Genomic DNA, 24943 nt, shown 5'->3' on the forward strand with positions numbered 1-24943 from the left:
AGCTGGCCAGCTTGATGAACTCAAGCATAAGGTTTAAGCACTGACCAAACAATCTAAATATACACAAACTGTACCGATACAATTTATTATCAGGAGTGAAGCGCTATGAAGGAATATGCGAAAATAATGAACGATATCGAGCGAAGAATTGATGATGGAGAGATCCGCGGAGGTCAGAGGCTTCCGTCCATCCGCCAATTGGCCGAACATTACTCCTGCAGCAAAAGCACAATCATTCGTGCCTATTCCGAGCTAGAGAAACGCCATCTCGTCTATTCCATCCCACAAAGTGGATATTATGTAGTGCTGAAGAAGGTTGAATTGGAGCCTTCTGCTGGTCACTCTGTCATTGACTTTTCATCTGCAGCTCCTGACCCCAACCTATTCCCTTATTTAGATTTCCAGCATTGCCTTAACAAAGCCATCGATATGTATAGAAGTCATTTGTTTACCTACGGAACGCCACAAGGGCTTCCTTCGCTTCTTAATGTACTGAGTAAGCATCTCACTAACCACCAAGTATTCACTTCACCAGAGCATATTATGATTACTTCGGGTGTGCAGCAGGCACTTGCGATTCTAACTACGATGCCATTTCCAAATGGCAAACGCACCGTACTTCTAGAGCAACCGAGTTATCATTTGATGATCCAATTGCTAGGTTGTTATGGTATCCCGGCTAAAGGGATTACTCGGTCAGAAAGCGGTATTGATCTAAATGAGTTGGAGCATCTATTCCGCACGGGGAATATCAAAATGTTCTATACGATTCCCCGTTTTCACAATCCCCTCGGAACGTCTTATTCTGAGAAAACCAAAAAAGCGATTGGCGAGTTAGCCAAGCGCTATGACGTATATGTCGTTGAAGACGATTATTTAGCTGACATGGAGACCGACACCAAATCCGATCCCATCTTTGCCTATGGTTCATCACATGTCATATATCTAAAAAGTTATGCGAAAATTTTATTTCCTGGCCTCAGGTTAGGTGTAGCAGTCCTACCTCCGGCTCTCCTAGACACCTTCAGTATGCATAAGCGCTTGTCCGATATTGATAGCTCCATGCTCTCGCAAGCCGCTTTGGAAATCTATATTCAGAGCGGAATGTTCGAACGTCGTAAGCAAAAAATAAAGACGACCTATTACAACCGAATGCAAAAATTAAATCATGCGCTCGACACTTTCAATGATACCGATGATATCCATCACGCCCAGATTAGTTCAGGAGTCCATACTCATATTGTGTTACCAGAACAATTATACGTCCCTTCATTGATTAACAGATTAAGTAAAAAGGGAGTTATTTTAAAAGAGATAGAGCACTCCTATCTGCCTTTATTTGACCAGCAACAGTCCATGCTGAAGTTAAGTATAACAAAAGTGGTCGAGGATCAAATCGAGGAAGGAATTCGCACACTTTTCGCAGAAATCAAGAAAACGCGTCGTTTGAGTTGATCACAACAAAAAAGAGAGGGTCATCCCCTCTCTTTGCTATATTTAGAAAGTCATATCACGCCCATGTCTTGCTAAATATTCTTCTTTCTCTTTATAATCTGGCATAATACTGCCGACACGTCTCCAAAATGATCGATCATGATTCATATGATGCAAATGACAAAGTTCATGGATGATCACATAATCAATAACTTCAATTGGTGCCATGGCTAGTCGATAATTAAAGGTTAGTTTCTTATCCGAGCTGCAACTTCCCCACTTGGTTCTAGACTCTACGATATCAATGGATTTGGGTTTTACTCTAAGGTCTGTTTGATATTGAGTAATTCGTTCATTTATGATCTTCTTGCAGCTAGAGAAATAGAACTTCTTGAGTTTTATTTTAAGTTCTTCCTCATTCAAGTCCCCAATATCTATTAGCTCATGAAGAGAATACTCTTTTCCAAGGTGTAGGAATTGGCCTTCGTCCTCATACTCTCTTGGCTGAGGAACCTTCCTAGCCTTCTCAATCGTTTGCAACTTCTCTAGTATCAATTTCCCATGCTGCTGTACAGCATTTATAATGATCTCTTCACTTGTGCCTTTAGGAGCTTTAACGGATATGATACCAAACGAATCTACCTGCAATGCAATCTTCTTTCTTTTCCCGTACTGGATATTTACCTCTATTATGTTATTTTCAAATTCAATTTTCATAAACACCATCGCTTCTACATGTTTTACTGAACCCCCATTCTATCATGATTTCGTTCAGACTTAGCAGGTATTTATTTGTTATCTTAAAAGGGACGTAGCACTCACATCACATCTATAATCTCAAAAAGAGCCTCATTAAACCTTTCCTTTTGGTCAAGCATCGTGATGTGGCCTGCATTTGGAATAGAATAAAATTGCTTGATGGGTGCTTCGACCGTAGAAAAATAATCTTGGGCTAGTCGATAAGGTGTCTGCCAGTCATCCTCGCCATGGATATAAAAAACAGGTGTTTCATATTTTGTACTGATTGCCGCTAGATCGAATGTTTGAATGAGGTAATTCAAAATAGCAGACTGGCCCGTTTCAACTACACCAGAGCTTAGTAAATACCTTGTATCTCTTAACGTATAAAATGGGGAGCAAAATACGTTCCACACCAACTCTGCTGTAGGACCAGCAGCTAGCTTATACTTAACTTGCAGCTTGCGAAACTTTGCCATCTTCTTTTTCATTTCATCATTGTAAATGGTACCCGGATATGGGCTTAGTGCAGTAAGCGCCTGATAATCCCTCTGATTTCCTGATCCTTTTATGTACTCTAGAGCTCTTTCATAACTAACATTTTCATTTCTGAACATATTAACGACCTGTCCGACGCCAATGTACCTTAACACCAAATGTGGATATTTCAGCGTGAACAAGCTTCCCATTACAGAACCCCACGAGTGTCCCATAATGATAATTTTTTCTTTGTTGTATTTAGCTTTTAAGTATTCAACTATCTCATATGTATCTTGGATTACTTGATCCATCGTTGTTGTTGGGTTGACTTGTTTTGGATTATTTTTATAATAGGTTTTACCGCAGTTTCTCTGCTCCCAGTGTACAACAGTCACTTTATTCTCCCACGGTACCTGAAATTCCTGAGCAAACGGTAACATAGGAGATCCTGGGCCACCATGCAAGAACAATAGCACTGGGTTTTGAATATCCTCCCCTCGATGATGCAGATATTGCTGGATCCCCCCAATGGCAACAAATTCTCCATAGTCTACTCCATTTGCTGAAGTAATTTTTATTTCTTTCGCGCGTTTCTTCTTCAAAATGCACAGTGTAGAACATAAACAAACCATGATAAGAACAAACACCGCCAAAATGCTTAATAAAATTTTCATATAATCTCCTCAGCCCTCTATCCCTTGTGACAAATAACCAGCAATTGAATCAACCATAATATTTAGGGCTTGTTCTTTGCTTTCTCCACCATTGTAGTTATCCTGTGAAGCAATAAATTGCAGACTATCCATCAAATAGGCAAGCACTTTGAAATCACAATGGGATTCACGAATTCTAAAGGCGGCTAGTGTCTGGCTAAAATAATCATTTGCCTTCGCTTGTTCCCATTCTTCAACAGCACTTGGGAGCTTGCGGAACAAATATTCCATATCCGATGGCTTTACATACAATGCGAGACTATCCGGTGCCAAATAAATTTCCTTTAGTACTCTTACGAGTCCTTCTTTGGCATTTCCCTTATCAAGCTGAACGGCTATTACTCTATCAAACAGTTTTTTCTCACTCTTTTTGATAACGGCATAGAGAAGTTCTTCTTTTGAATTGTAATAAGCATAAAAGGAACCTTTCGCTATATTTACAGCCCTTGCGATATCTTCAACAGTAACCCGTTTAACACCCTTTTGCTTAATTAGCTCGACTCCATTTATGTACATGGCCTCTCTTATCATTTCTTTCTCGTTCTCACTTACAACTTTGGGCATCATATCACTCCTTTTATAATGACTACTTTTAATAAAATCAGTCATTATAAAAATAATAGGTTTATTCTCCCATTATGTCAATGGTGATTGGGTCACACTCGATCAAATCCATCACATCACGTCGCATGCTTTGTGGCACTTCTTTAGTTGGTTTGCCCAAACGAACGAGCACCTGAATGGTACCTCCATCTGAAGCATAATCAAGATGAATACTGTTGTAAGGTTCTTTCATCTCAGGGTATTCCTCCAGAGCCTGACTTAGTGGTTGCACAACAAATCCTAAACGGTGAGCTGTCAGTGTCAATTTACTATACAGCATGCCGCTTTGGATCTGACTAGAACGGCTATTATCCTTCGTAATAATCATGGCATAGGCGGGTGTATTATCCACCGATGTCTGGGCCGACTTAATAAACATATCCGCTGCAGCTTGCCCACTGTTCATCGATGGAAAGAGCGTAACCAAGCCCTGCATAAGATGCCGCATAAGCCCTGATGTCCCCTGCCCTTCGAAAGAAAAGCCATACCGAAATTTATTCTTCTGGTATTCGTTAGCGCGAAAGATGATTTCCGATTCCTTCATCACACGAGTCACGCCTGCTTCAATGGTTGCCGCGTTCATTGCATAACTGCCCAGTTTATCTACGTTTTCTTTGTCCTGAAAAATCTTTATCGCCATATTCATGTCCGTGGTGAGGTTGATCAGTTGATCTATCTGTTCAGAGGTTAACTTGGTCGATTGATAAGCCACTCGGTTTGTATCTGGCAAAAATATAGGGTCATAAAGGGGACTACTCAGAGGATTGTCTTTCGTCAGCGTGATTTTTGCAACGGGTGTGGTATTCATGCTCTCTAGCAGCTGTTGTTCGTCATAGTCACCTTGTGGAAATAGCTCCACTGTAGATTTATAACCTAATTCATCCCCGGCGATTTTGACATATTCCAAAAAGGTACCTTGCGTAACCATCATCTGCCGTGCAAATGGGTCTACCTCGTTAGTTAAACGGTCGCTGTCAGCGTATAAGTAAAATGCAAGTGGATTATCTCTGTCCAGCCTTATCTTCCACGGTTGCATATTATGTCCGTTTGCAGCTAACAGACCGTGAGCTATAAGGCGAATTCTTGGATCTTCAAATTTTTGCGAGTACGTTGTTTCCCAGGGTTCCAGATATTTGGGCGACCGGAAAACCCCACTTATGATGAATAAGGATGCAACAGCAATGATTAATAAGAGACCTATACTCGAAATAATAATAGTCATTGTTTTCTTCCCCTTCTTCTTACTCATCTAAGACTACCTCCACTTTCAGTTTGAATTGACCTGGTGATAAGTTGAAAAGCTGCTGATAACAATTCTTCCGGTTCCGTCCGGTGATAATTTTTAATATATTTTTCTTTTTTCTTTGCGATATTGAATACACCGATCATGCACGCCCATAATACTAGAGCAGTTTGTACAACATCCAATTCTCCACGGATAGTCCCTTCCGCAATCCCCTTTTCCAGCGCTCCGGTCAGATGCCCCAATAGTTCTTCTCCAAGTGCATAACAATCTTCTTGTGATTGAACGGGAACCCCCTTTTGAAAGTCGAGTTCACCATTTTCATACTCCATAATGGCACTGAAATATTCTGGATGTTCCATGCTGAACCGATAAAGCGTCAAAGACATCTGTTCTAGTTCCGCAATCGCATGATTTGCATTTTCCTTTGGTGCGTCAGTCTTCAGCATAGCGATTAACAACTTATATCCCCTTGTCATAATTTCAAAATAGATCTGCTCTTTACTATTGAAGTAGACATACACTGTTCTCTTACTGAACTCCGCCTCTTTGGCTACATCATCCATCGTGGCATGATCATATCCCTTTGTGAAAAAGATTCTTTCTGCTGCATCTATGATATCGTTCCTGCGGATTTCCTTTTCCTTCTCCTTGCGATCATGGATTCCCAATCGTTACACCCCTCAGATTCATTATAGTGTTACAAAGTAAACTCACAGTTTACTTTAATGTATGTTACGCCCCATATTTTGTCAATATATTCCTTTGTGAAGGCAGATAAAAAAACAGATCCTCCTTCACTCAAGGTGGACCTGTCATATATTCCGAATTATTTATTCGAATTATTTACTCACACAATTTCTGCCTTTTTTCTTCGCACGATATAAGGCGGTATCCGCCGCTTTCATGACGGCATCTGGATTTTTATACTTTTCACTTTTTTGGGAGACCCCGATACTTACGGTTATGTATAGTTGTTTTGAAGATTTTGAACTTTTGGATCTACTCTTTGTGTTCTTTTTTGATCTACCTTTTCCCCGTAATGTGAAAGCCCGCTTTGATATTTTATCTCTTAGTTCTTCCAGATGAGGAAGTACATCATTTATACTTTTGCCTGGGAACAGAATCGTGAACTCCTCACCACCATAGCGGAAGGATTTCCCTCCACCCGTAACATCCTTTATAGTAGAAGCGACTAACTTTAACACCTCATCCCCCGTATCATGACCATGGGTATCATTAAATTTCTTGAAATGATCAATGTCCAGCATCGCAATAACATAGTTCATGCCCAATTTCATCATATCTTGCTTAAGGGCCCGTCGGGATGGTAGACCTGTGAGTTCATCGGAAAAGGCCATGGAATACGAATCTTGAATGATTGAGGTGATAAGAATAATCCCAGAAATCCCGAAAAATATAGGATACAGTATGGGGTTATCATTATGATGTAACACAAAAAACAGGGCAAATAATACACCTATAAAGGAAATATCCTGCGATGATCTATATGAAAATTGCCTAACGATAAGGATGATTAGAGCAGCTATAAAGGCTAAGATTGATACCTGAGATATGAAAGTTACGGTATGTAGATTCACTGGCACTATGTCTTTATTTATCAGGCTCAGGAACTCTCTTTGTCCTGGTTTGATAAGCCAATAGGAGAGTAGGACCTGAGATAGAATAAAGCCTATCCGAATAATCCCCCATAAACTTAAGATACCCCGTTCTTTAAAAAAGGAAAATATCGCAATGTTTATAGGAATCAACAAACAAATGATCGAATAGATATCGGCCACTTGCACTGATTTACCCATAGTCTCCGGCAAATATGTAATTGAAGCTAAACTTAAAGTAAGAATAAAGAGGATGAATAACTCTCTACTACGATTAAACTTCCAAGCGATGGCGCCGCCTATGAGAAATATGGCATAAGGAGAAAGTTCTATTATATCTAATTGTGGCTTTGACATGGTAGTAGTCTTTGTAAAAAATATATAAGCTATAACTATTAGAACAAAGGGTAATAAGATCAATAAGGCAGTTTTAATCATCGTCTTCAAGTTGCATAATCCCCTTCGTGCGTTTGTCATCTGTCCATTAATATTATCGGCTATAACGAGTCACTAGCTTATACTTTATGTTGGGGTTCACATAAAATCTACGTATTCTTGAATTTAATTCAACAAAAATAGCCCCCATCTTAAGAAGGGGACTATCTGGTTCAACACCAACATCAGTGCTTAAAAAAAAGTATACCGCAGATCAATAACCGCTCCGCGGACGGATTATCCTTACGACCGCTCCGCTTCTTCAGGACAATTCCGTCCTCTCCACTATGATCTACATATACTTCTTCAATTAACAAGCACTGATTACTGTTTAGAGCCGATTATCTTTTAGGATTATTTATACATTCATTATATTGTAAGTTCATAAACCCGTACTTCATGCAATCTATAACACAGTGGAAGTAATTCACTTTTTCTTTCGATAGGTGCTTCGAAATTGATATTTCTTATCCCGTAGATGTCCCCTACACTATCAAGATTAAGATACTTTTTAATCACATCATCTTCTTTTAAACCTTTGATATAGGCGTTTAAGTAGGCTTCTTTCATCACAAACCCTTGCTTTATGTACCATCTATTAGAAAGCTCATCATCTTGAGTCCACACCTCAATACGATTTATTCCGATTTGCAGCAGTCTCTCTTTAATAGATTCAAGCAACTTTGTTGCAACTCCCAAATGTCTATACTCTGGAAGAACTCCTAAATGCCATATTGTAGCGCCTATACCACCCTTTAAATAACAGACGTCACCTATAGATTCCTCATATTCCACATCAATGAATCCAACGATTGTTCCATTTTCTTCAGCAACGAGACAAATAGACGATTTTTCATAAGTCTCTTTCTCTCTTCTAATATCGTCAAAATAAGAGCAATCCAAAAACGAAATAACTCTACATCTTACCCAACCTGTTTCATCCTGTTCCACATAATCTCTAATTATCATTTTTGCTCTCCTTAAATCAGGACGCTTATCCTCACTTATTTCTTCTTTTTCTTTTTTTCCTCAGCAAGTTTAATATTCTCGTCCACTCTGAATTTAACGATTTTACTTATTAATTCATAAGGTAGTGGCTTTTCTAACGGAAACTGCACTGACCCTTTTGCTCCCTTATATTCCGCTAGTTCTTCTCTAAAAGCATCAATTCCACTAGGGGTTGGATAAAATCCAATATGATTCTTGTAAGCAGCGAAATGCACCAAATTTCCATGCAACGCAAAAGTAGGCATTTGATAACTCATCTTTTCCTCTGCACCAGGTGCTGACTCTTTAATCACTTTTCTTAATGACTCAAGTATGATTTGAACCTCAGGTGAAAACTTTCGAATGTACTCATCAATCGACTCACAGGTAATTTGGCTATCTTCCATGATTTTCTCCCCTCGTTATCTTCTATTATGATTCCATTTGCTCAATAACACTAACCAATTGTCTCGTTAGATATGGCGAAACGTCGCCGATTCCGGCAACTGTTTCTAGCAGTTCAAAGGTGTGTCCACCCCATGGACCTTGTGGATCAATACTTTCCTGCCAATTCGCAATCCTGCTGGATCAATAAAACTACTTAACTGTTGTATTCCTTCATTTAGTAATTCGGTGGGTAGCGGTTTGTTCCTACGCCGGGACCATTCTACTAAGAAGGACATGCCCCGCAATATATCATATTCAAAAAATCTCGGAAAGCACGGCTTCAACCATTCCGTATCGATGATGTTGCCGCTTTGTTTGGAACATACTAGACGATGCTCAATTAAATAACGTGCGCCTTGATCCAAGAAATCGGCTTCCTGCACAGTAAATGCACGGTTCGTATAATACAGAATAGCCTCAAGCGGAGGTAATGTTGAAACGATAGAGCTCTTATTAGAATGAGTATAGGCATCCGGATCGCAGTTTAGTCCTCCATCCGACAGCTGATGTTGTAGGAACCATTCGCGAATCCACGGCAACTCTTTGTCCAAATCACAGCCATAGGCCATCAATATCATATAGAATACCGCAAGCTCACAATGACAACAATCCATCTTTATTTTATCAGTTTCACTTGTTGGATGATCGTCGGCGGATATGATAAATACCGGCCATGTTTGAGTTTCGAGTATCATTTTTGCTTTGGCAATAGCGGACCCCGGAATTTGCTTCACTTCCCCCATCTCATAGAGAGCAGCCATATGCCACCAGGCGCCGTTCCACTTTCTGCGACTGTCTTCGCAATTTTCCATAGCTAAATCCGTAGTAGATTCAAGAAATCGTATAGACTCTTCGATTGCATGTTGAATATGATCCATGAAATTAACCCAGCCTTTAATATTAATATTATCTATTAACGTTCTGTTTTCCCTAAAAACAGCCTTTTTTACACTCTACACTATGACATAAATATTGGAATTATGATAGGAGATGTTCTATAGGAAATTCTCTATTATTCTAGCTCTTGATGTGCAGAATTTTCTGTTATAGTCTTGATAACTTATTGTTATAAAAAATAGGTACGACATGGGTTCACACCTCCAATTTAAGTGGTATAATCACTTTAATTTGTTGAATATATAGCAAAGTTTTTTTCAACAAGAGTGTACTAACAAACAGAAATCAGGTGATCAGATGTTCGAACTAAAATGGCTATGGCAAAACCTGCAGGGTGACAGAACGAGGTATATTCTGGCTCTTTGTCTCTCGGTGGTGGGCTCCGCGCTCATGATCGTGAATCCGTACATAGGTCAACGCATTGTCGATACGTTCATAGCCAACGACAACGCGGTGCAAAATTTAACACAAGAGCGTGGGCTGCTCATTACGCTCTGCTTAGCCATGATTGGCTTTTCCCTACTTCGTACAGGGTTAGCCTACTTCACAACGATGCAGTACGAGCGTTCCTCCCAGAACATGCTCTATCGCGTCCGCATTTATCTGTTCAACAAGATTCAGGGGCAGGATATGCATTATTACGACCATAACCGTACCGGTGACCTGATGACCAAGATGACAGGTGATCTGGATATGGTGCGGCACTCCATGGCTTGGATCATCAAGACGATTATCGAATCACTTGCGATCTTCATCGCCGCTGTCATCTATTTCTTCACCATCGATGCGCAGTTGACTTTGTGGCTGCTGATTTTGGCACCCCCGATTTTTATCGTGGCTTATATCTTTGCGAAGCGGGTTCGCCCTATGTATACCGACCTGCGTGAGCGACTATCGCAGCTAAACACCACAACGCAGGAGAACATCGCGGGTAACCGGGTTGTTAAGGCTTTCGCACGCGAAGAGTACGAGGTCGAGAAGTTCACGGATAAGAATATCAGTTATTCCAAAGCTAACAAGACAGCCGCACTCGTATGGCTCGATTACTTTCCTTACCTAGAGACCCTTGCGCAAGCCTTCAATGTAATCTTAATGCTGGTAGGTGGTCTGTTTGTCATGAACGGCCGGATCACCTTTGGTGAATTCGCTGCCTTCTCTTCGTTGATCTGGGCCATTTCCAACCCCATGCGCAACATCGGCATTATTATCAACGATATTCAGCGCTTTTTCGCCAGCTTAACCAAGATTGTTGAAATTTACTACGCGCGTCCAAGTATCGTCAACGAGCATAATCCTGTAGACAAACGCCGTTATAAGGGCCGCATTGAGTTTGAGAATATCAGCTTCAAATACGACGGAATTACGGTTCTGCACGATGTCAGCTTTACAGTGGAACCGGGTGAAACCGTCGCCATTATGGGCTCAACAGGTGCAGGCAAAACAACGCTTGTTAACCTGATTCCACGTTTCTATGATGTGTCTCACGGACGCGTGCTGGTCGATGGCACCGACGTACGTAAGCTGGAACTCGATGAGCTCCGTGGTAACATTGGCATTGCAACTCAGGATGTTCTGTTGTTCTCAGATACAATCGATGGAAACATCTCCTTTGGTAACCCTGAAATTCCTGAAGAGGAAACGAAAGAATATGCCCGGCTCGCTGCTGCGCACGACTTTATCACGAAAATGCCTGAAGGATATGACACGATTGTAGGGGAACGTGGTGTTGGCCTGTCTGGTGGGCAGAAGCAGCGTATCGCGCTTGCTCGCGCCTTGGCGGTGCACTGTCCGATCCTGATTCTGGACGACACCACCTCCGCCGTCGATCTGGAAACCGAGGAGCACATTCAGAAAAGTCTACGTGAACTTGACTATCCTTGTACCAAGATCATCATCGCTCAGCGCGTGTCCACTACTGCGGAGGCTGACCGTATCCTCATTCTCGAAGAAGGACGTCTCATCGAGGAGGGAACTCACGCTGAGTTACTAGCAAAGCGGGGTTATTATTACGAAGTGTTTAAGCTACAGAACGAGGGCATTGGAAGGCAGGTGACCGATCATGGCTAGAAATAAATTTGACATCGATGAAGATCTGGAGTCGCCATTTGATATTAAGCACTTTCGGCGCGCGTTAGTCTACATCAAGAGTCAGAAAAAACCGATGATTGTTGCGTTTGTGCTAAGCGCACTATCGGCAGCCATTGCGTTGTCAGCACCACTCATCATGCAACATGTTGTCGACGTGACGATCCCGGCGAAGGCGGCACTCCCCCTAGTAGGATGGTCGGGACTGATGCTGGTGACGATTGTAGTTAGTGTCTATCTGGCAACGATCCGCTCACGTATCATGACGAGCGTTGGTCAGGACATTATTTTTGATATCCGTACGGATCTGTTCAAGCATTTACAGGAACTTCCGTTCAAATATTATGATGATCGTCCACAGGGCAAAATTCTGATTAGGGTCGTTAACTATGTCAACTCGGTATCAGATGTGTTATCCAACGGTATTATCAACTTCATTCTTGAAATCGTGAATCTGATTTTTATTGCTGCTTTTATGTTTGCCGTAGATGTTCGGCTCTCGCTTGTTATTCTCGCGGGACTCCCCGTCTTCCTCGCCATCATGCTGATGATCAAAACCCGGCAACGGCGGGCATGGCAAGCGGTATCCAACAAGAGCTCCAATATGAACGCATATCTACAAGAGAGTATTAGCGGCATCCGTGTGACGCAAATCTTCTCCCGAGAACAACGTAATGAAGGCATCTTTACTCGCCTATCTAGCAATTACCGTACAGAATGGATGCGTGCCTTGCGGTATAACGCCTTAATCCCGTTTAGCGTTGACAACTTGGCTACCATTGTCTCTGCATCGATTTATCTGGTAGGACTACTGGCCCTTAACCCAAAAGATGTGACTTTTGGTGTCATTCTTGCGATGGGAGCCTACGCATTTCGTTTCTGGCAGCCGATTCTGAACCTTTCGAATCTGTACAACAGCTTTATTAACGCCGTAGCTTACCTTGAACGTATTTTCGAAACGCTTGACGAACCGGTAACTGTTAGTGATGTGCCTGATGCGAAGGAACTACCTCCTATCCAGGGCAATGTGTCCTTTGATGAGGTTACCTTTGCTTATGACCCAGGTAACAACATTCTCGAGAACCTTTCCATCGACATTAAGGCGGGAGAAAGTATCGCCCTGGTAGGTCCAACAGGCGCAGGGAAAACAACAATTGTGAACCTGATCTCGCGCTTTTACAATGTGACCGATGGTATAATATCGATCGATGGCCACGACATCTCGCAGGTGACACTTAAATCCTTGCGTAGCCAAATGGGCATCATGCTCCAGGATAGCTTTATTTTCTCAGGTACGATTCTCGAAAATATTCGTTACGGTCGGCTTGATGCCACGGAAGAGGAAATTATCGCCGCCGCGAAGACCGTATGCGCCGACGACTTCATCCGTGAATTTGAACAGGGCTACCAAACAGAGGTCAACGAACGCGGCTCGAAGCTGTCACAGGGACAACGTCAGCTTATCTCGTTCGCACGGACACTCTTGGCCGACCCGCGCATTCTCATCCTGGATGAAGCCACTTCGTCGATTGATGCCAAGACCGAGCGGCTACTTCAGCAGGGCCTGAACGAACTACTTAAAGGACGGACCTCATTCATCATCGCGCACCGTCTATCCACCGTCAAAAACTGTGATCGCATCATGTATGTGTCCGATAAAGGCATCGCGGAATGCGGATCACACGACGAGCTAATGGCTCTTGGTGGCCTATATTACAGGTTATACTCGGCACAGAAGATGGAGATAGAAGCTTAATATAGTAGACAATAAAGAAACACCTTTAAGTTGAAAATACGAGTGTTGTAAAACACTTGTATAACTTGGAGGTGTTTTTACATTATGGCGTTCTTCATTCAGCTACTTCTTATTCGCGTAAGAAAAACCGTACTGATTCAATATGCCACATAACGATTACCTCCTTGTATGTGTCTTATATATGAGTCGTGAGACATGCATATAGGAAGTGGGTCGACATGTAAAGGAGTTGTGAAATTTCGAATACGGATAACCGAGACATAGGTAATTAGGTTTATAGTGTAAAAGGGTATATATTTAATATTATAATGATAAAATTACACATCATAGAAAGATATCTTCTTTATTTACTAGGACTAGGAGTGGCACTATGGCAGAAGATTTGATGCTTTTACAGGAAAAAGTAACATTGCTTAGATCTGAGGGGAAATACAAGGAGACCATTGAGGCTTGTCATAATCTTCTTGAATGGGGTATAGCCGCAAATGATCATAAATCCGTGTTAGTCGCACATCTTAATAAAATAGCTTCTTATTATTGCATTGGCGATATTGAAGAGGCCTTCAACAATATTAGTACTTATAATGAACTCTGTAGTATATATGGAGACGAAATAGATAAGTTAAACTTATACAATATTTTGTTTTTACTTTATGAATTTAATAAGGATTTCAACAAGGCAAAGGCGACACTCGAAGTAAGTATTGATTTAGCAAAAAAGCTGAATAAGTATATCATTATCAGTAATGGATATAGCAATTACAGTCATATATACTATGCTGAAGAAAACTATGAAGCCGCTTTAGAAATGGCTCAAGAAGGACTTGATACGGCTAAATTACTAGAACCAGCAAGTCCAATTTTAGAACTAAGAGTGAAATTAAACATAGCTAAAGCACATATCGGGCTAGAGAACTTTGAGGCCTCGAAGTTGCTGATTGATGAGATGATTAATGATCCTATTCTAGATTCTTTTTTAAGAGAAAAATCCAATTGCTATGATCTACAAGGAAACTGGTACTCCAAACAAGCATTATATAGAGAAGCATTCGAATCTTATACAAAGGCTAAAGATCTTGTGGAAAGCTACAATGATGTCTATTTGCTAAAAACAATTCAAGCCGAAAGATGCAAATTATGTGACCTAATGAATGATGTACAGCTTGGATATTTAGTACAAAAAGAATACATATCAATCCTTAACCAAATTAGTAATAGAGAGTTGGAGCTAGTTGCTCTACGACTAAATATAAAGCACAGCATAACGGACATTGAGAAAAAGGCTAATACCGACTATCTAACCGGTTTATACAACCGGAAATATATTGAGCACATAGCAAATCAATGGTTAGAACAAGCATCTATAACAAACGACAATATAGTATGCATAGCTTTTGACATCGATAATTTCAAATCTATTAATGATACATATGGTCACCTATTTGGTGATGAAGTCATACAACAAGTGAGTAAATCTTTTTCTGAAAAATTCGGAGAACATGATTTAATCGGCCGCTATGGTGGAGATGAATTTATTATTATTTCAAAAAACATATCGCTTCAAGATGGAAAAATTAAGGCTGAACAAATAGAAGAGTCCTTTAAATCCATTGAAATTATGAAGAACGGTCTCTCCATTGCGATAACAGCAAGTATTGGAGTTTCGGATAACTCAGGTGGAACTGTAACCACTTTTACAGACCTATTTCAAAAGGCTGATGTAGAACTTTATAAAGCTAAATTGCTTGGAAAAAATCAGATTAGCTGTAGGAGTTAGAGTTTCATCCCACTATCCCCAAAAAGGAAAAAGAAAAAGAGAAAAGCGTAAGCTCTTCTCTTTTTTTATTTCAATTGATTCTCATAATTTTTGGACATCAAGACTTTCAGGATCAATACAATACACTTGCACTTCTAGTGCATCTATAAGCCTTTTTAGATATATTCTTTCGCCATTATAAAGTTCTTTCATTTCCTTATGTTGTAACGAATCCACGCTAATCAATATCGCTTTTTTAATACATGTATTTGTTCCGAATTCATTTGAATAACTATCCAAAAATTTGGATTTTGACAGAACTTGATAATACGTGGCTATCTCAAGAACACATCTTAACATGGTCTCCTTGTTTTCTTTCACTTTTAATTCGATCAAAAAAATACTTTCATCTGCTATTGAGATTATATCTATCTTACCGTCTGGAGAAGATAAATCGAATGAGGAAAGAATAAAAAAAGATGACTCCTGACGTATTCCAGGAGCCATCTTCTTTCGCCTTAGGCACTTTTTATTAAATGTCTACAACTCATTAAACTTGATGTGCTACACATTTACCAATTATTACCTGAATCCCTGATGACCGTGAAATTTGGACTCTTATCTTCGCCGTAAATCGCGCGAACCCCAGGGTTATTCACCTTTACATTCGTAAAGCTTGCTTGACCAACAACTGGCCCTTGTCCTTGCTCGGCGCTAGCAACAAGTTTGATCCCATAGCGGCTCGGGTTGTTGATGTTGACATTTTCTATGCGGATGTTCTGCATAGGGAGGTTTTCTGGCGATTTGGTCTGGAACATCAAGCCATAGTAAACTGAATTGTTAATGTCTATGTTCTTGACCAGAATGTTCTTGAGAGCTCTGTCTCCTCCGAAGAACCAAATAGCCCCAAAGTTTTGGTATTCGTTAATTTTGTCATCCGCACCCACACTGGTCCAGAAATCTCCTCCCGTTCGATCTAAGGTCACGCCGTCAAACACCGTGTCCTTGTCACCAAATCCTAACGTGTTGTATCCAAAGCTCAAACTGCTGATTGTAATTCCCGGATAAGTCAACGTATCCGCAGCATAGAGGTTTTGGAACAAGTTATCGGAACCTCCGTATGCCGCGAATGCTGCCGCTCGTCTTACGTTTGTTGCGGTCAGATTGGTGTACTTATTCCCTACATTGTAAGAGCCGCCAGCATCAATCGCGCTAAACAGGGCGAATGCATCGTCTCCGGCTCCTCTCGAATAATTGTTATCAATCACGTTATAGGACGATCCGTTTGTCATGTTAATACCGTCTGCAAAGGTATTTTTGATTCGATTGTTTTTAAAGGTATTGTTAGAAGAATTGACTCCCCAGTACAAGCAGATGAAATGCTCGACCCAAATATTCTGGACGGTTACATTCTTCATTCCGTTACCGTCGATAAATTTACCAGGCCCATCCGTTCTATAGATATAGTTCCCCCATGCTGACAAGTCTCGTATCGTTGAACCATCCGCCGTAGAGCTGATATTAAAGCCAATATCGGTATTGGTTTGATTTGTCGGAGCTACCAACTTGGTATGCCATGGGCCGGCGCCAATAATCTCAGTCGCTCTTCCGTATAAGAAAATTTTGTTACTGAGCGTCCATTCACCGGCAGGAATGAAAATTCCTTTCTTCGTTGAGTCCTGTCTGAATTCGTTCAACGCCTGTTCAATCGATTTCGTTGCCGAAACCTCAACATATTTGCTCGGATCAGGATTGGAAGGAGGTGCTGCAACATTTTCTGTTTCAAGCATATCCAAATAGATCCACGGGACATCGCCGTTATCTTTTTGGATCTTTATCTTCGTTCCGGCAGGGAACACCTCGTCAAGTAGCAGTTGTGAGTCTTCATAGAGCCAATAAGCGGTTAACCCTGCTCCTGCCTGATTGTCATATCCCAGTCGGCCCAATGTACTGGGGGTCGCATAGACATGAGAGAACTTGGATGTCACTTTAAAGGCACCCTTTTTCACACCGTTGGCATAGATACTAACAGTTCCCGACGTATTCTCGGCTACTGAGCTGCGAAGCACAAAGGCGTTGGCAGGTGAGGTTAGTGTATATTCTACATATTCACCCGTAGAATCAAGATATACAGCAGAACGGCCTGAAGCTTCGCCAGCATAATCACCCGGCTTGAAGTTTGGAGCTAGTATCGTTCCGTTCGTCTGGTTAGAAGTTGATTCCGCCTCAATAATTGTAAACGGCATATTAGCTCCACGCCCAATATAAACCCTGTTTGTGTTTATATTGTTTTCTTGTTTCGCCAGGATTTCGTTATCATCCGGAGTTACGGTAGCCGTCACTGTGTAGCTACCGTTGGCAGCAGTCCATGTGCCCATAGTAACATTCGCCGATCCCCCAGCTGGTATCGCCCCGTTTAACGTACCATTTAATGAGAGAACCGTGTTTCCCTGACTGTTCTTAAGCGCAAGAGTAACGTTATGCGTGCCGCTCGTGGTAGCAATATTCCCCTGATTCTTAAGATTCACCGTATAGGTTACGGTATCTCCGGCACTAGGGTTGCCCGGGGACCAGATTGCTAATGGTACAAGATCAGCGCTCGGAACCTCACTTACAATCAAAGGTGTGGGATGAGTATAGCTGTTATTGGTCTTATCCAATTCCATAATGCCATTATTCTCATCAACTTTAGCGCTAACCGTATATGAAGCTGCGATTTTAGCGCCAATATTAACTGATACATTTTCGGAAGCGCCCTGAGCCAATTGGCCGACAGTAGTAGTTCCCGCCAAAACGTTATTTAAATAAAAGTTAACCGCTGTTGCAGGAGAAGGTGCCGTACCCATATTTCCAACCGTTGCCGATAAGGTAATAGGTGCGGTTTCATTAGGAGAAACCGGGGCCCAAGTGAGACCTGAAAACGTAAGGTCCGGATTAGGAGCAGGCGTTCCGAAGATCTGGAATTCTGCTATCTGGCCTGCTGAAGATCCGGAATTGCTCGTAAAGACGAGGCGTACTTCCGCTGCACTAGCCGTAAGCGGAATCGTCACTGTATTTCCTGTAGCAGGATTAAACGTATAAGACGTAGCCGGCACCAAATTGACGAAGCTTGAGGTGCTCTGCTCGCGACCTAACACCTGGATATTTTGCGTGCGGGTCCCCCATGAAGATGATGGATTCAGCTTGAGTACAATCGAGTTAATACTCGCATTCGCCCCAAGACTGACGGTTAAATTGTTCGGATATGCGTTGGATGCACCCTCCCAGTAAGTATTCGTGTTATCATCGTTGGCATTGATCGCAACAAAGGTATGAACAGTGGAAGATGCAGTAATCGGTTTATTCAGAGCCAGATTTGTTCCACCGACGACAACTTCACCAACACGTGTAACAGTATTACTGCGAGTGGACGAGTTACCTGCTACATCCTTGGCGATAACATAATACGTAACACTCGCACTCGGCGACTGGCTATCGGTAAAGGTGAGCGTGGTGCCATTCAACGTGCCTTTTAGCTGATCGTTCGCATAAATTTCATAGCTCTGCACGCCTACATTGTCCGTAGCGGCATTCCAAGTCAACAGGATCGTTCCCGTCGTAGGCTGCGCATACGCCAGGTTACTCGGTGCGGTAGGCGGTTCTATGTCTGCACCATTCGATTTGTTGAAATTGATCCAGTTGAAGTTAAATCCATTTCCACTCGCATAGACCTGAAGCGTTTGTAAGCCTGCGCTCAGCGGTACTTCCGCTGTAACCGTTTGCCAAGTTTGCCAGGCTCCTGTATTTGGTACGGAAGTCGTAGCCAACGTTGTCTGTCCCGAGCGAAGCTGGAGTTCTCCCGTATTTCCACTGCTGGCCACTCGATATTCAACGGTGTAAGTACCCGTCTCCGCGACATTTACGTAATAGTCCAGCCAATCACCTACGTCAATCCAACCAACGTTCAATCCTCCCCCTACATCGGATGTCTGCTGCGTTTGAACGCCATTCATAGCATCCCAATTTTCAGCTTCTATTTGTCCGGGGATCGGCTTGGCAGTAGGCGCAGCAGTTGTTCCATAGATCTCCAATTCGGACAGTTGGGCTGCCGCCCACCCCGTATTTGCAGTGAAAAGAACTCGCAAGATTTGCGTATGGGTCGATGGAAAGTTAATCGTTACGGTATTACCTAACGTTTGGTTAAACGTATATTCTGCAGTATCGACTATGGTTGAGAAATCTGTTCCATTTGTGCTGCCTTGGATGGACAAGGTTTGCGTTCTTGTCTCCCAATTAGTCGGAAGCTTCAGCACAACTTGATCAATAGTTTCAGAGTTTCCAAGATGAACCTGAATCCATTGCGGGAATGCATTGTTCGTGCTTTCCCAATACGTTCCTTGATTCTGATCTTTAACGTTATTTGCCACGTATACATCACTATAGCCACTTGCAGTTACGTTTTTGCCGACTGCGAGGTTTGGACCTCCTGCAGCAGAGACTTTAATGTTCGATCCAATACTAGAAAAGAAGGCCGAGAGAATAATGGCTACCGCTAACGAACAAACGACAAACTTATTTCGCATCTTATTCCTTCCTCCTAACAGAGTAATGAAACAATTTCGGACATTACGACAAATACGATCATTCTTACTGTTTTTATTCTGTGACTTGCTACTCACTCTTCTGCAGCAGAACATTGATAACGCTTACAATAATCAAATGTTTATTAATTCCCTCCTTCCATGAGAGCCTGTTTTCCTGGTGTAATTTTATTTTAATGTTACATTTTGGAAATATTAAGGTGTGTTGCAACACTTAATATGTCAATTACTATGTATTTACATATTCTGTTTTTTTCCCTTAACAGTAAGTGGCTCAATTAAAATAAACTAGAGGGAGTGTTACCCTCTAGTTCATTTGACTTATTAATCAATTTAGCGGTATCGAATAAAACAAACGATTTCCATTGCTGTTGGTATACCAAATAATTTTGTTACCACTAATGATGGGACTGCATTCTGATAATACAAAATCCTTGGTCTGAATGTCGCCGATGGCTTTCCCATTCCCATCAATCAGAACATATTTCAGGTCACCAGGATGATTATCTTTATCAAATTCCTGCCATAGCACCATCATCTTGTTGTCTGATATTTTCACCAATTTAGGTATGGAAGCGATTAGGTTCGTGCCTACATATTTAGCCAAGGTGATATGATTCACTGCAGTGCTTGTCTTTGGCAATACATTAAGAATGATATCCCTTTGATCTTTCTCCAAACCAACCATCTCATAAGACGTATACTCCTTGACAAGCGAATGGTCAATGGTATTCATTGCGACAATATAGTTGGCTGCAGACATTTCAAACCCGCCTATAGAAACTCCCGTGGTGTTCGCTCCGATTTTACCAGGGATATCAAACAAGTCTACCTCACTATAGCTGGTTCCGTTTGCTTTATTCAGCACAATCGAACGGGGATAGGCATCACCGTGATCAACCAGAACATGATTACTTCCATCAAACAATACATACTGATCAAAGGAATGACTTACATGATTCTCTTGGAATTTCCCCATATCGTTGGTTACGGTCATGGTTTTGGTATTTACGATAATGGTGAGCTGGGATTGATGATTTAATTTATCCTCCGTCGTGTATCTTGTACGTGAAGTGTGAAATACAAGCGTATCCCCAGCTTCAGCCATCCTACCTGCGCCTGCATCAAAAGGCTCTACTGTATAGCTCTCCCCACCCTTTATGGAGACACTATCGATTCTATTGAAGCTTTTATCATACCGGACGATACGAATTACTTCTTTGTTGTCATCCTCTTCTCGGTTGTCTTGTCCAAAAGCAATATAGTTATACTTCTCCCCACTGTAGAAACCACCAAACAGCGGTAGCTCGTAGGGAATACTCTTGTTTCCACTTAGTTCATACTGTTCATTATATGTTTCAATCGTAACATCCTCATTCGCCTCAATGACACTTACAGTCCCATCGTTATTATTCACAAGATATGAAGCAACTGTACTTTTCCATCTAGGAAAATAAGAAGATTCTTCGTTATTCTTGGCTTCAAAGGCCGTCTTAACACGGTAAGTGTGATCTGAGGTTTGGGAGAATAGTGATATTCGATTGGACTCATTGTCATATTCGATATCAAATGGAATCTTGCTCGCCAAATCTCTCAATTGAAAATAATTGTTTCCATCAATATTGTATGCCGTAATCAGCTGCAACTGCCCATTCACCAGAACTTTTGAGGTTGAAAGCGAGGCTGAATAATTTCTATTGCGACTATAATAGTTGCCGCCATCTGTTTCTTCAGGAGTATAGGCTTGCCCTGTTATGATCTCTATAGCGTTATTTTCTTTATTCCAAGATATATCAAATTGACTCGTAGTTCCTGTGAAATACTCCGCTAAATCACGCAGTCTAAAATAATTGTTATTCGAAATATTGAATCCATTAAGACTCTTCTGTTCTCCATTAAAATATGTACTGCTCTCTGTCACCTTAGCATTCACAGTATTGCTCGCATAGGTTGTAGAGCCCAGAACCGGTGTAATCAATAATAAAATAAGTAGCAAACTAAACATCTTTTTCATTCGTCGTTGCCTCCATCTGTTGTTAGTAATCGAAAAAAATCTTCGTATTTATCTAATGCTCCTTATATTTATCGGTAATTTGCCTTACTTCCTTAATTACAAGAGCTCTATATCCTTCGAGTACCGACGGCCAAGACCCCTATCCGGCTTGCGGATAGGGGGGCTCAATGAACAGTTACTTTTTCATTTGGAATTTTGAGTTATCGGAATATTAGACTTAAACTCTTTTATTTCGAATGACCACTTACTATTAAATAACATCACTAAACTAAAAACGCTGATAACGATAATCCCAATTATAATTGAAAGGATGATGGTAACTTGTCGTTTCATTTCCCAAGAGCCCCCTTTTCAAATACGATGGCACCCTCATATGTTACGACTAATAGTCCTCTTTTAGAATACTGTATATTTCTATATCGATAATTCCTTTACCTGCCCATAGTGTTGCTTGTCTTAATGCTCCTTCTTTGATGAAGCCATTCTTCAGCAACACCTTCTTAGAAGTCTCATTTTGAGGCATTACTTCAGCCTGAATTCTGTTGACGTTGACATCCATGAACAAAAAATCGAGCAATATTTTTACCGCTTCAGTAGCTATACCTTGTCCCCAATTCGCTTCGACCAAAAAGTAGCCAATCGTCACTATGTTTACCTTTTGATTAAAGTCGACAGCTTCAATAATCCCTAGCAGCCGATTGGGTTCAGCGTTTGCAAATATCCCCCACTTCACCCTAGACTTTTTATTATAATCTCTCGCAAAATGGCCGATCATATTTTTCACCGTATCTTTATTGTGTTTGGGTATAATGCCACAGTATTCAAATACTTTGTCATTATTATAGATTTCAAAAACCTCATCAAGATGAAGTTCTTCAATCTTCTTCAATACGAAATGTTCTGACGTAAGGATAGGAAATTGCTCAAAAACTGCTTCTAAGTTCATTCCGCCACCGCCCCGTATGTTCTTTTTTATCGGAATATCTCTAAACTCTAACTCCCTTAAGAATGAGTTATTTGTTATTAAATCTTTTACCATCTCTATTGTATTAGATCGTTTGGGTACACCACCGTTTCTATTAAGCAATATCCATCTAAGACAAGCCAAAGCTTCAAAAACTTCAAGTTCTTTCTGCTCAATATCATTTTCTAATAGATAAGCTGAACGAAACACATGTGCATATCGCTCCGAAATGTATATTTTTTGTAGAGTAAGAGACCACGCAAAATCATATCTTGAATCCCCTAATTGTCCGTTCGTCCAATCGATTACGGTATATCGGTCATTTTCCTCTACTATGTTTCCCACATGGAAATCACCATGAATAATACAATCTTGCTGGATTTGAATGATTTGAACCAGAGAAATTAATGCACTATTTAAGTCATCGTGTTCCCTTACCCCAGGAAAAAAATAATCGTTGAAATCGTACTTGGGAAGATGTATATCTCCAAGCTCTTCTACATGAATTTGATGTATTCTTGATAATATCTTCGCAATATCGATCACTTTCTTTTCATTCACTTTATGAACAGGCATTCCGTCAAAGGTTGTTAGCAACACCTTATCATCGTTTGGATTTATCCCCCAGCCCACTGGCTTAGAGACTGATAATCCTCGTTCAGAAAGGGTATTCAATAAATGAAATTGAAAACTAACATCAGGTTTGGAACTCTTATTCCATACCTTCAATACAAAGCTCTCTTTATCTGAACTTATCTTCGTAACTTCAGCTTCAAAGCCATGATCCATTGAATGAGTGGTTAAGGTTTCTTCTTGATTTAATAAATCATCCATTTTTTCATTTTTTTCTACCCAGTCCACGATACCTATGGGGGTTCCCAAAAATCATCTTCCTTCCATACGATTATTTATATTCTCTTCTTGATCGGTATGTATAAATCGACCTTACATTTCCCTTCCTTATCCTTCGCAGGGTCATTCATACAGAATTCGAGGCATGGTCTATCGTCAGCTTCATACTCGCTATTCGGCAACCAGAGGCTGAATACACTTTGATAGGCGAGAACAAATTTTTCTATTGTGTCGTAGTATTGATATAAAGCATACATTCCACCTTGTAGCGTTTTAAATTGTACATGCATCGTATGCTCGTGTTTCTCAAATTCACTTGGCACGGTAACACAAGCATCGTATCGACAAGCATATTCCTCTACGAGATTCCCATCATCCAAGGAGATTCCAATAAAAAAAAGAGGCTTCGAGGAAAGTCCCTGTTGGTATGCCCAACGACCTAACTTATCCCATGCAACATGGGTATCTAAATATCTCCCCACATGTCTTACATACGCCACTTCATATTCTGGAAGCTCTTTAATGGTTATCATATTCTCCCACGCTCTTTTCAAAAGTTGATTCTCTCTGTTTCTATTGTAATCATGAGGAGGAGATAACTCTCCTTGCTTATTGCTGAAGTGTGATGAGAAATTGCTATTCATTCTGCCGCTATTTCTAACGTCACTTGGTGTTTTGCCATAGTACTTCTTAAAAAGGGCATTGAAGGTTGACACCGATTCGAAACCGCATTCATTCGATATTTGCAAAATGGGCATTGCGGTTTCCACCAACAAATACACAGCCTTTTGCACACGCACTTGATTTACAAATGCTACTGGAGTCACACCGACAATAGATGTAAATATTCTAGCAAAATGATATTTCGAAAAATTAGAAACGTCAGCCAATATATCAAGACTGAGTTTTTGATTACTATTTTCCTCTATGTATTTAATTACGCGATCCATTCTATCTTTATAGTCATTATTCATTTTTCACATTCCCCAATTACATTTTGAGTAAACTACCAAAATTATACACCGCATAAGGAACTCATGGGCGTTCACATAAAAATAATTCTGTTCTGGATTGTAACGGAACCAGGAGACGTTATTCATCCTTAATTATGCATTGGAGATAAGGGCTACTGGTTGCTTTAGACTGATGTCTGAATGCGTCAATCGCTGACTATGTGGTTCGGGCGTTAATTTTAATCATATATTCCAGCAGTTGGATAAAACTATCCAACATCCTACTATCCCCACGACAACATTCGCCTTTTACTATGGACATATCACTTTTCACGGATTATAATAACAAATGTCGCTTCAAAAAACGAACATTAAGTCAATTGTTGT

18 protein-coding genes and 1 pseudogene are annotated in these 24943 nt (G+C 40.9%); 4 read left to right on the top strand and 15 right to left on the bottom strand.

Going from position 1 to position 24943, the window contains the following annotated elements; all coding sequences use genetic code 11:
* Positions 1-105 precede the first annotated feature (105 nt).
* On the top strand, positions 106-1455 hold the full coding sequence (locus tag EJP82_RS15320) for an aminotransferase-like domain-containing protein (RefSeq protein WP_127192939.1): 1350 nt from the start codon (positions 106-108) through the stop codon (positions 1453-1455).
* 42 nt (positions 1456-1497) lie between these two features.
* Here the strand turns inward: EJP82_RS15320 and EJP82_RS15325 are convergent, their stop codons facing one another.
* The 9 genes from EJP82_RS15325 to EJP82_RS15365 all read right to left on the bottom strand — a co-directional run bounded on the left by EJP82_RS15325 (position 1498) and on the right by EJP82_RS15365 (position 9577).
* A complete protein-coding gene (locus EJP82_RS15325; protein WP_127192940.1) occupies positions 1498-2151 on the bottom strand; it encodes a M48 family metallopeptidase in 654 nt (217 codons plus the stop codon).
* A 101-nt stretch (positions 2152-2252) separates the two neighbouring features.
* Entirely contained in the window at positions 2253-3326 is a 1074-nt protein-coding gene (locus EJP82_RS15330; protein ID WP_127192941.1) for an alpha/beta fold hydrolase, read from the bottom strand.
* A 9-nt stretch (positions 3327-3335) separates the two neighbouring features.
* Positions 3336-3932 carry a TetR/AcrR family transcriptional regulator gene (locus tag EJP82_RS15335; RefSeq protein ID WP_246054168.1) on the bottom strand — a complete coding sequence of 199 codons (597 nt, stop codon included), beginning with the start codon at positions 3930-3932 and terminating at the stop codon, positions 3336-3338.
* A gap of 58 nt (positions 3933-3990) precedes the next feature.
* Complete coding sequence (locus EJP82_RS15340) at positions 3991-5217, bottom strand: Acg family FMN-binding oxidoreductase (RefSeq protein ID WP_127192942.1); 1227 nt, start codon at positions 5215-5217, stop codon at positions 3991-3993.
* Entirely contained in the window at positions 5214-5882 is a 669-nt protein-coding gene (locus EJP82_RS15345) for a TetR/AcrR family transcriptional regulator (protein WP_127192943.1), read from the bottom strand. Before EJP82_RS15345 ends, EJP82_RS15340 begins: the two co-directional genes overlap by 4 nt.
* 171 nt (positions 5883-6053) lie before the next feature.
* Complete coding sequence (locus tag EJP82_RS15350; protein ID WP_246054181.1) at positions 6054-7268, bottom strand: GGDEF domain-containing protein; 1215 nt, start codon at positions 7266-7268, stop codon at positions 6054-6056.
* A gap of 366 nt (positions 7269-7634) precedes the next feature.
* Entirely contained in the window at positions 7635-8234 is a 600-nt protein-coding gene (locus EJP82_RS15355) for a GNAT family N-acetyltransferase (protein WP_127192945.1), read from the bottom strand.
* A 35-nt stretch (positions 8235-8269) separates the two neighbouring features.
* Positions 8270-8659 carry an iron chaperone gene (locus EJP82_RS15360; RefSeq protein WP_127192946.1) on the bottom strand — a complete coding sequence of 130 codons (390 nt, stop codon included), beginning with the start codon at positions 8657-8659 and terminating at the stop codon, positions 8270-8272.
* A 105-nt stretch (positions 8660-8764) separates the two neighbouring features.
* Positions 8765-9577 (bottom strand): hypothetical protein, encoded by an 813-nt coding sequence (locus EJP82_RS15365; protein ID WP_246054171.1) that lies wholly within the window; start codon positions 9575-9577, stop codon positions 8765-8767.
* Positions 9578-9893: 316 nt separating this feature from the next.
* Between EJP82_RS15365 and EJP82_RS15370 the strand changes: the two genes are divergently transcribed.
* The 3 genes from EJP82_RS15370 to EJP82_RS15380 all read left to right on the top strand — a co-directional run bounded on the left by EJP82_RS15370 (position 9894) and on the right by EJP82_RS15380 (position 15214).
* Complete coding sequence (locus EJP82_RS15370) at positions 9894-11663, top strand: ABC transporter ATP-binding protein (protein WP_127192947.1); 1770 nt, start codon at positions 9894-9896, stop codon at positions 11661-11663.
* Positions 11656-13437: an ABC transporter ATP-binding protein gene (locus tag EJP82_RS15375; protein WP_127192948.1), complete on the top strand. Its 1782-nt coding sequence runs from the start codon at positions 11656-11658 to the stop codon at positions 13435-13437. The genes EJP82_RS15370 and EJP82_RS15375 overlap by 8 nt, the downstream gene beginning before the upstream one ends.
* 370 nt (positions 13438-13807) lie before the next feature.
* Entirely contained in the window at positions 13808-15214 is a 1407-nt protein-coding gene (locus EJP82_RS15380; RefSeq protein WP_127192949.1) for a tetratricopeptide repeat-containing diguanylate cyclase, read from the top strand.
* An 81-nt stretch (positions 15215-15295) separates the two neighbouring features.
* Here the strand turns inward: EJP82_RS15380 and EJP82_RS15385 are convergent, their stop codons facing one another.
* The 6 genes and pseudogenes from EJP82_RS15385 to EJP82_RS15410 all read right to left on the bottom strand — a co-directional run bounded on the left by EJP82_RS15385 (position 15296) and on the right by EJP82_RS15410 (position 24577).
* On the bottom strand, positions 15296-15700 hold the full coding sequence (locus EJP82_RS15385; RefSeq protein ID WP_127192950.1) for a hypothetical protein: 405 nt from the start codon (positions 15698-15700) through the stop codon (positions 15296-15298).
* Positions 15701-15765: 65 nt separating this feature from the next.
* Positions 15766-19755, bottom strand: coding sequence for a carbohydrate-binding protein (locus tag EJP82_RS15390; RefSeq protein WP_127192951.1), 3990 nt, complete (start codon positions 19753-19755; stop codon positions 15766-15768).
* Positions 19756-20101: 346 nt separating this feature from the next.
* Positions 20102-21787 (bottom strand): hypothetical protein, encoded by a 1686-nt coding sequence (locus tag EJP82_RS15395; protein WP_127192952.1) that lies wholly within the window; start codon positions 21785-21787, stop codon positions 20102-20104.
* Positions 21788-22169: 382 nt separating this feature from the next.
* Positions 22170-22733, bottom strand: a complete 564-nt coding sequence (locus EJP82_RS15400) for a GNAT family N-acetyltransferase (RefSeq protein WP_127193022.1) — start codon at positions 22731-22733, stop codon at positions 22170-22172.
* A gap of 219 nt (positions 22734-22952) precedes the next feature.
* Positions 22953-23585, bottom strand: a pseudogene (locus EJP82_RS28445) (aminoglycoside phosphotransferase family protein); the annotation flags it as partial.
* Between the two features lie 74 nt (positions 23586-23659).
* Positions 23660-24577: an AraC family transcriptional regulator gene (locus tag EJP82_RS15410; protein WP_127192953.1), complete on the bottom strand. Its 918-nt coding sequence runs from the start codon at positions 24575-24577 to the stop codon at positions 23660-23662.
* Between the last annotated feature and the right edge of the window lie 366 nt (positions 24578-24943).

The organism is Paenibacillus anaericanus (assembly GCF_003994475.1).
Lineage (GTDB): Bacteria > Bacillota > Bacilli > Paenibacillales > Paenibacillaceae > Fontibacillus > Fontibacillus anaericanus.

Bases quoted from the DNA above. Each gene is read 5' to 3' on its own strand.
- EJP82_RS15355 (WP_127192945.1), bottom strand. From the start codon at position 8,234: ATGATAATTAGAGATTATGTGGAACAGGATGAAACAGGTTGGGTAAGA.
- EJP82_RS15385 (WP_127192950.1), bottom strand. From the start codon at position 15,700: ATGGCTCCTGGAATACGTCAGGAGTCATCTTTTTTTATTCTTTCCTCA.
- EJP82_RS15365 (WP_246054171.1), bottom strand. From the start codon at position 9,577: ATGGATCATATTCAACATGCAATCGAAGAGTCTATACGATTTCTTGAA.
- EJP82_RS15370 (WP_127192947.1), top strand. From the start codon at position 9,894: ATGTTCGAACTAAAATGGCTATGGCAAAACCTGCAGGGTGACAGAACG.
- EJP82_RS15350 (WP_246054181.1), bottom strand. From the start codon at position 7,268: ATGATTAAAACTGCCTTATTGATCTTATTACCCTTTGTTCTAATAGTT.
- EJP82_RS15390 (WP_127192951.1), bottom strand. From the start codon at position 19,755: ATGCGAAATAAGTTTGTCGTTTGTTCGTTAGCGGTAGCCATTATTCTC.
- EJP82_RS15395 (WP_127192952.1), bottom strand. From the start codon at position 21,787: ATGAAAAAGATGTTTAGTTTGCTACTTATTTTATTATTGATTACACCG.
- EJP82_RS15335 (WP_246054168.1), bottom strand. From the start codon at position 3,932: ATGATGCCCAAAGTTGTAAGTGAGAACGAGAAAGAAATGATAAGAGAG.
- EJP82_RS15325 (WP_127192940.1), bottom strand. From the start codon at position 2,151: ATGAAAATTGAATTTGAAAATAACATAATAGAGGTAAATATCCAGTAC.
- EJP82_RS15320 (WP_127192939.1), top strand. From the start codon at position 106: ATGAAGGAATATGCGAAAATAATGAACGATATCGAGCGAAGAATTGAT.
- EJP82_RS15330 (WP_127192941.1), bottom strand. From the start codon at position 3,326: ATGAAAATTTTATTAAGCATTTTGGCGGTGTTTGTTCTTATCATGGTT.
- EJP82_RS15380 (WP_127192949.1), top strand. From the start codon at position 13,808: ATGGCAGAAGATTTGATGCTTTTACAGGAAAAAGTAACATTGCTTAGA.
- EJP82_RS15410 (WP_127192953.1), bottom strand. From the start codon at position 24,577: ATGAATAATGACTATAAAGATAGAATGGATCGCGTAATTAAATACATA.
- EJP82_RS15360 (WP_127192946.1), bottom strand. From the start codon at position 8,659: ATGGAAGATAGCCAAATTACCTGTGAGTCGATTGATGAGTACATTCGA.
- EJP82_RS15340 (WP_127192942.1), bottom strand. From the start codon at position 5,217: ATGAGTAAGAAGAAGGGGAAGAAAACAATGACTATTATTATTTCGAGT.
- EJP82_RS15375 (WP_127192948.1), top strand. From the start codon at position 11,656: ATGGCTAGAAATAAATTTGACATCGATGAAGATCTGGAGTCGCCATTT.
- EJP82_RS15400 (WP_127193022.1), bottom strand. From the start codon at position 22,733: ATGAACTTAGAAGCAGTTTTTGAGCAATTTCCTATCCTTACGTCAGAA.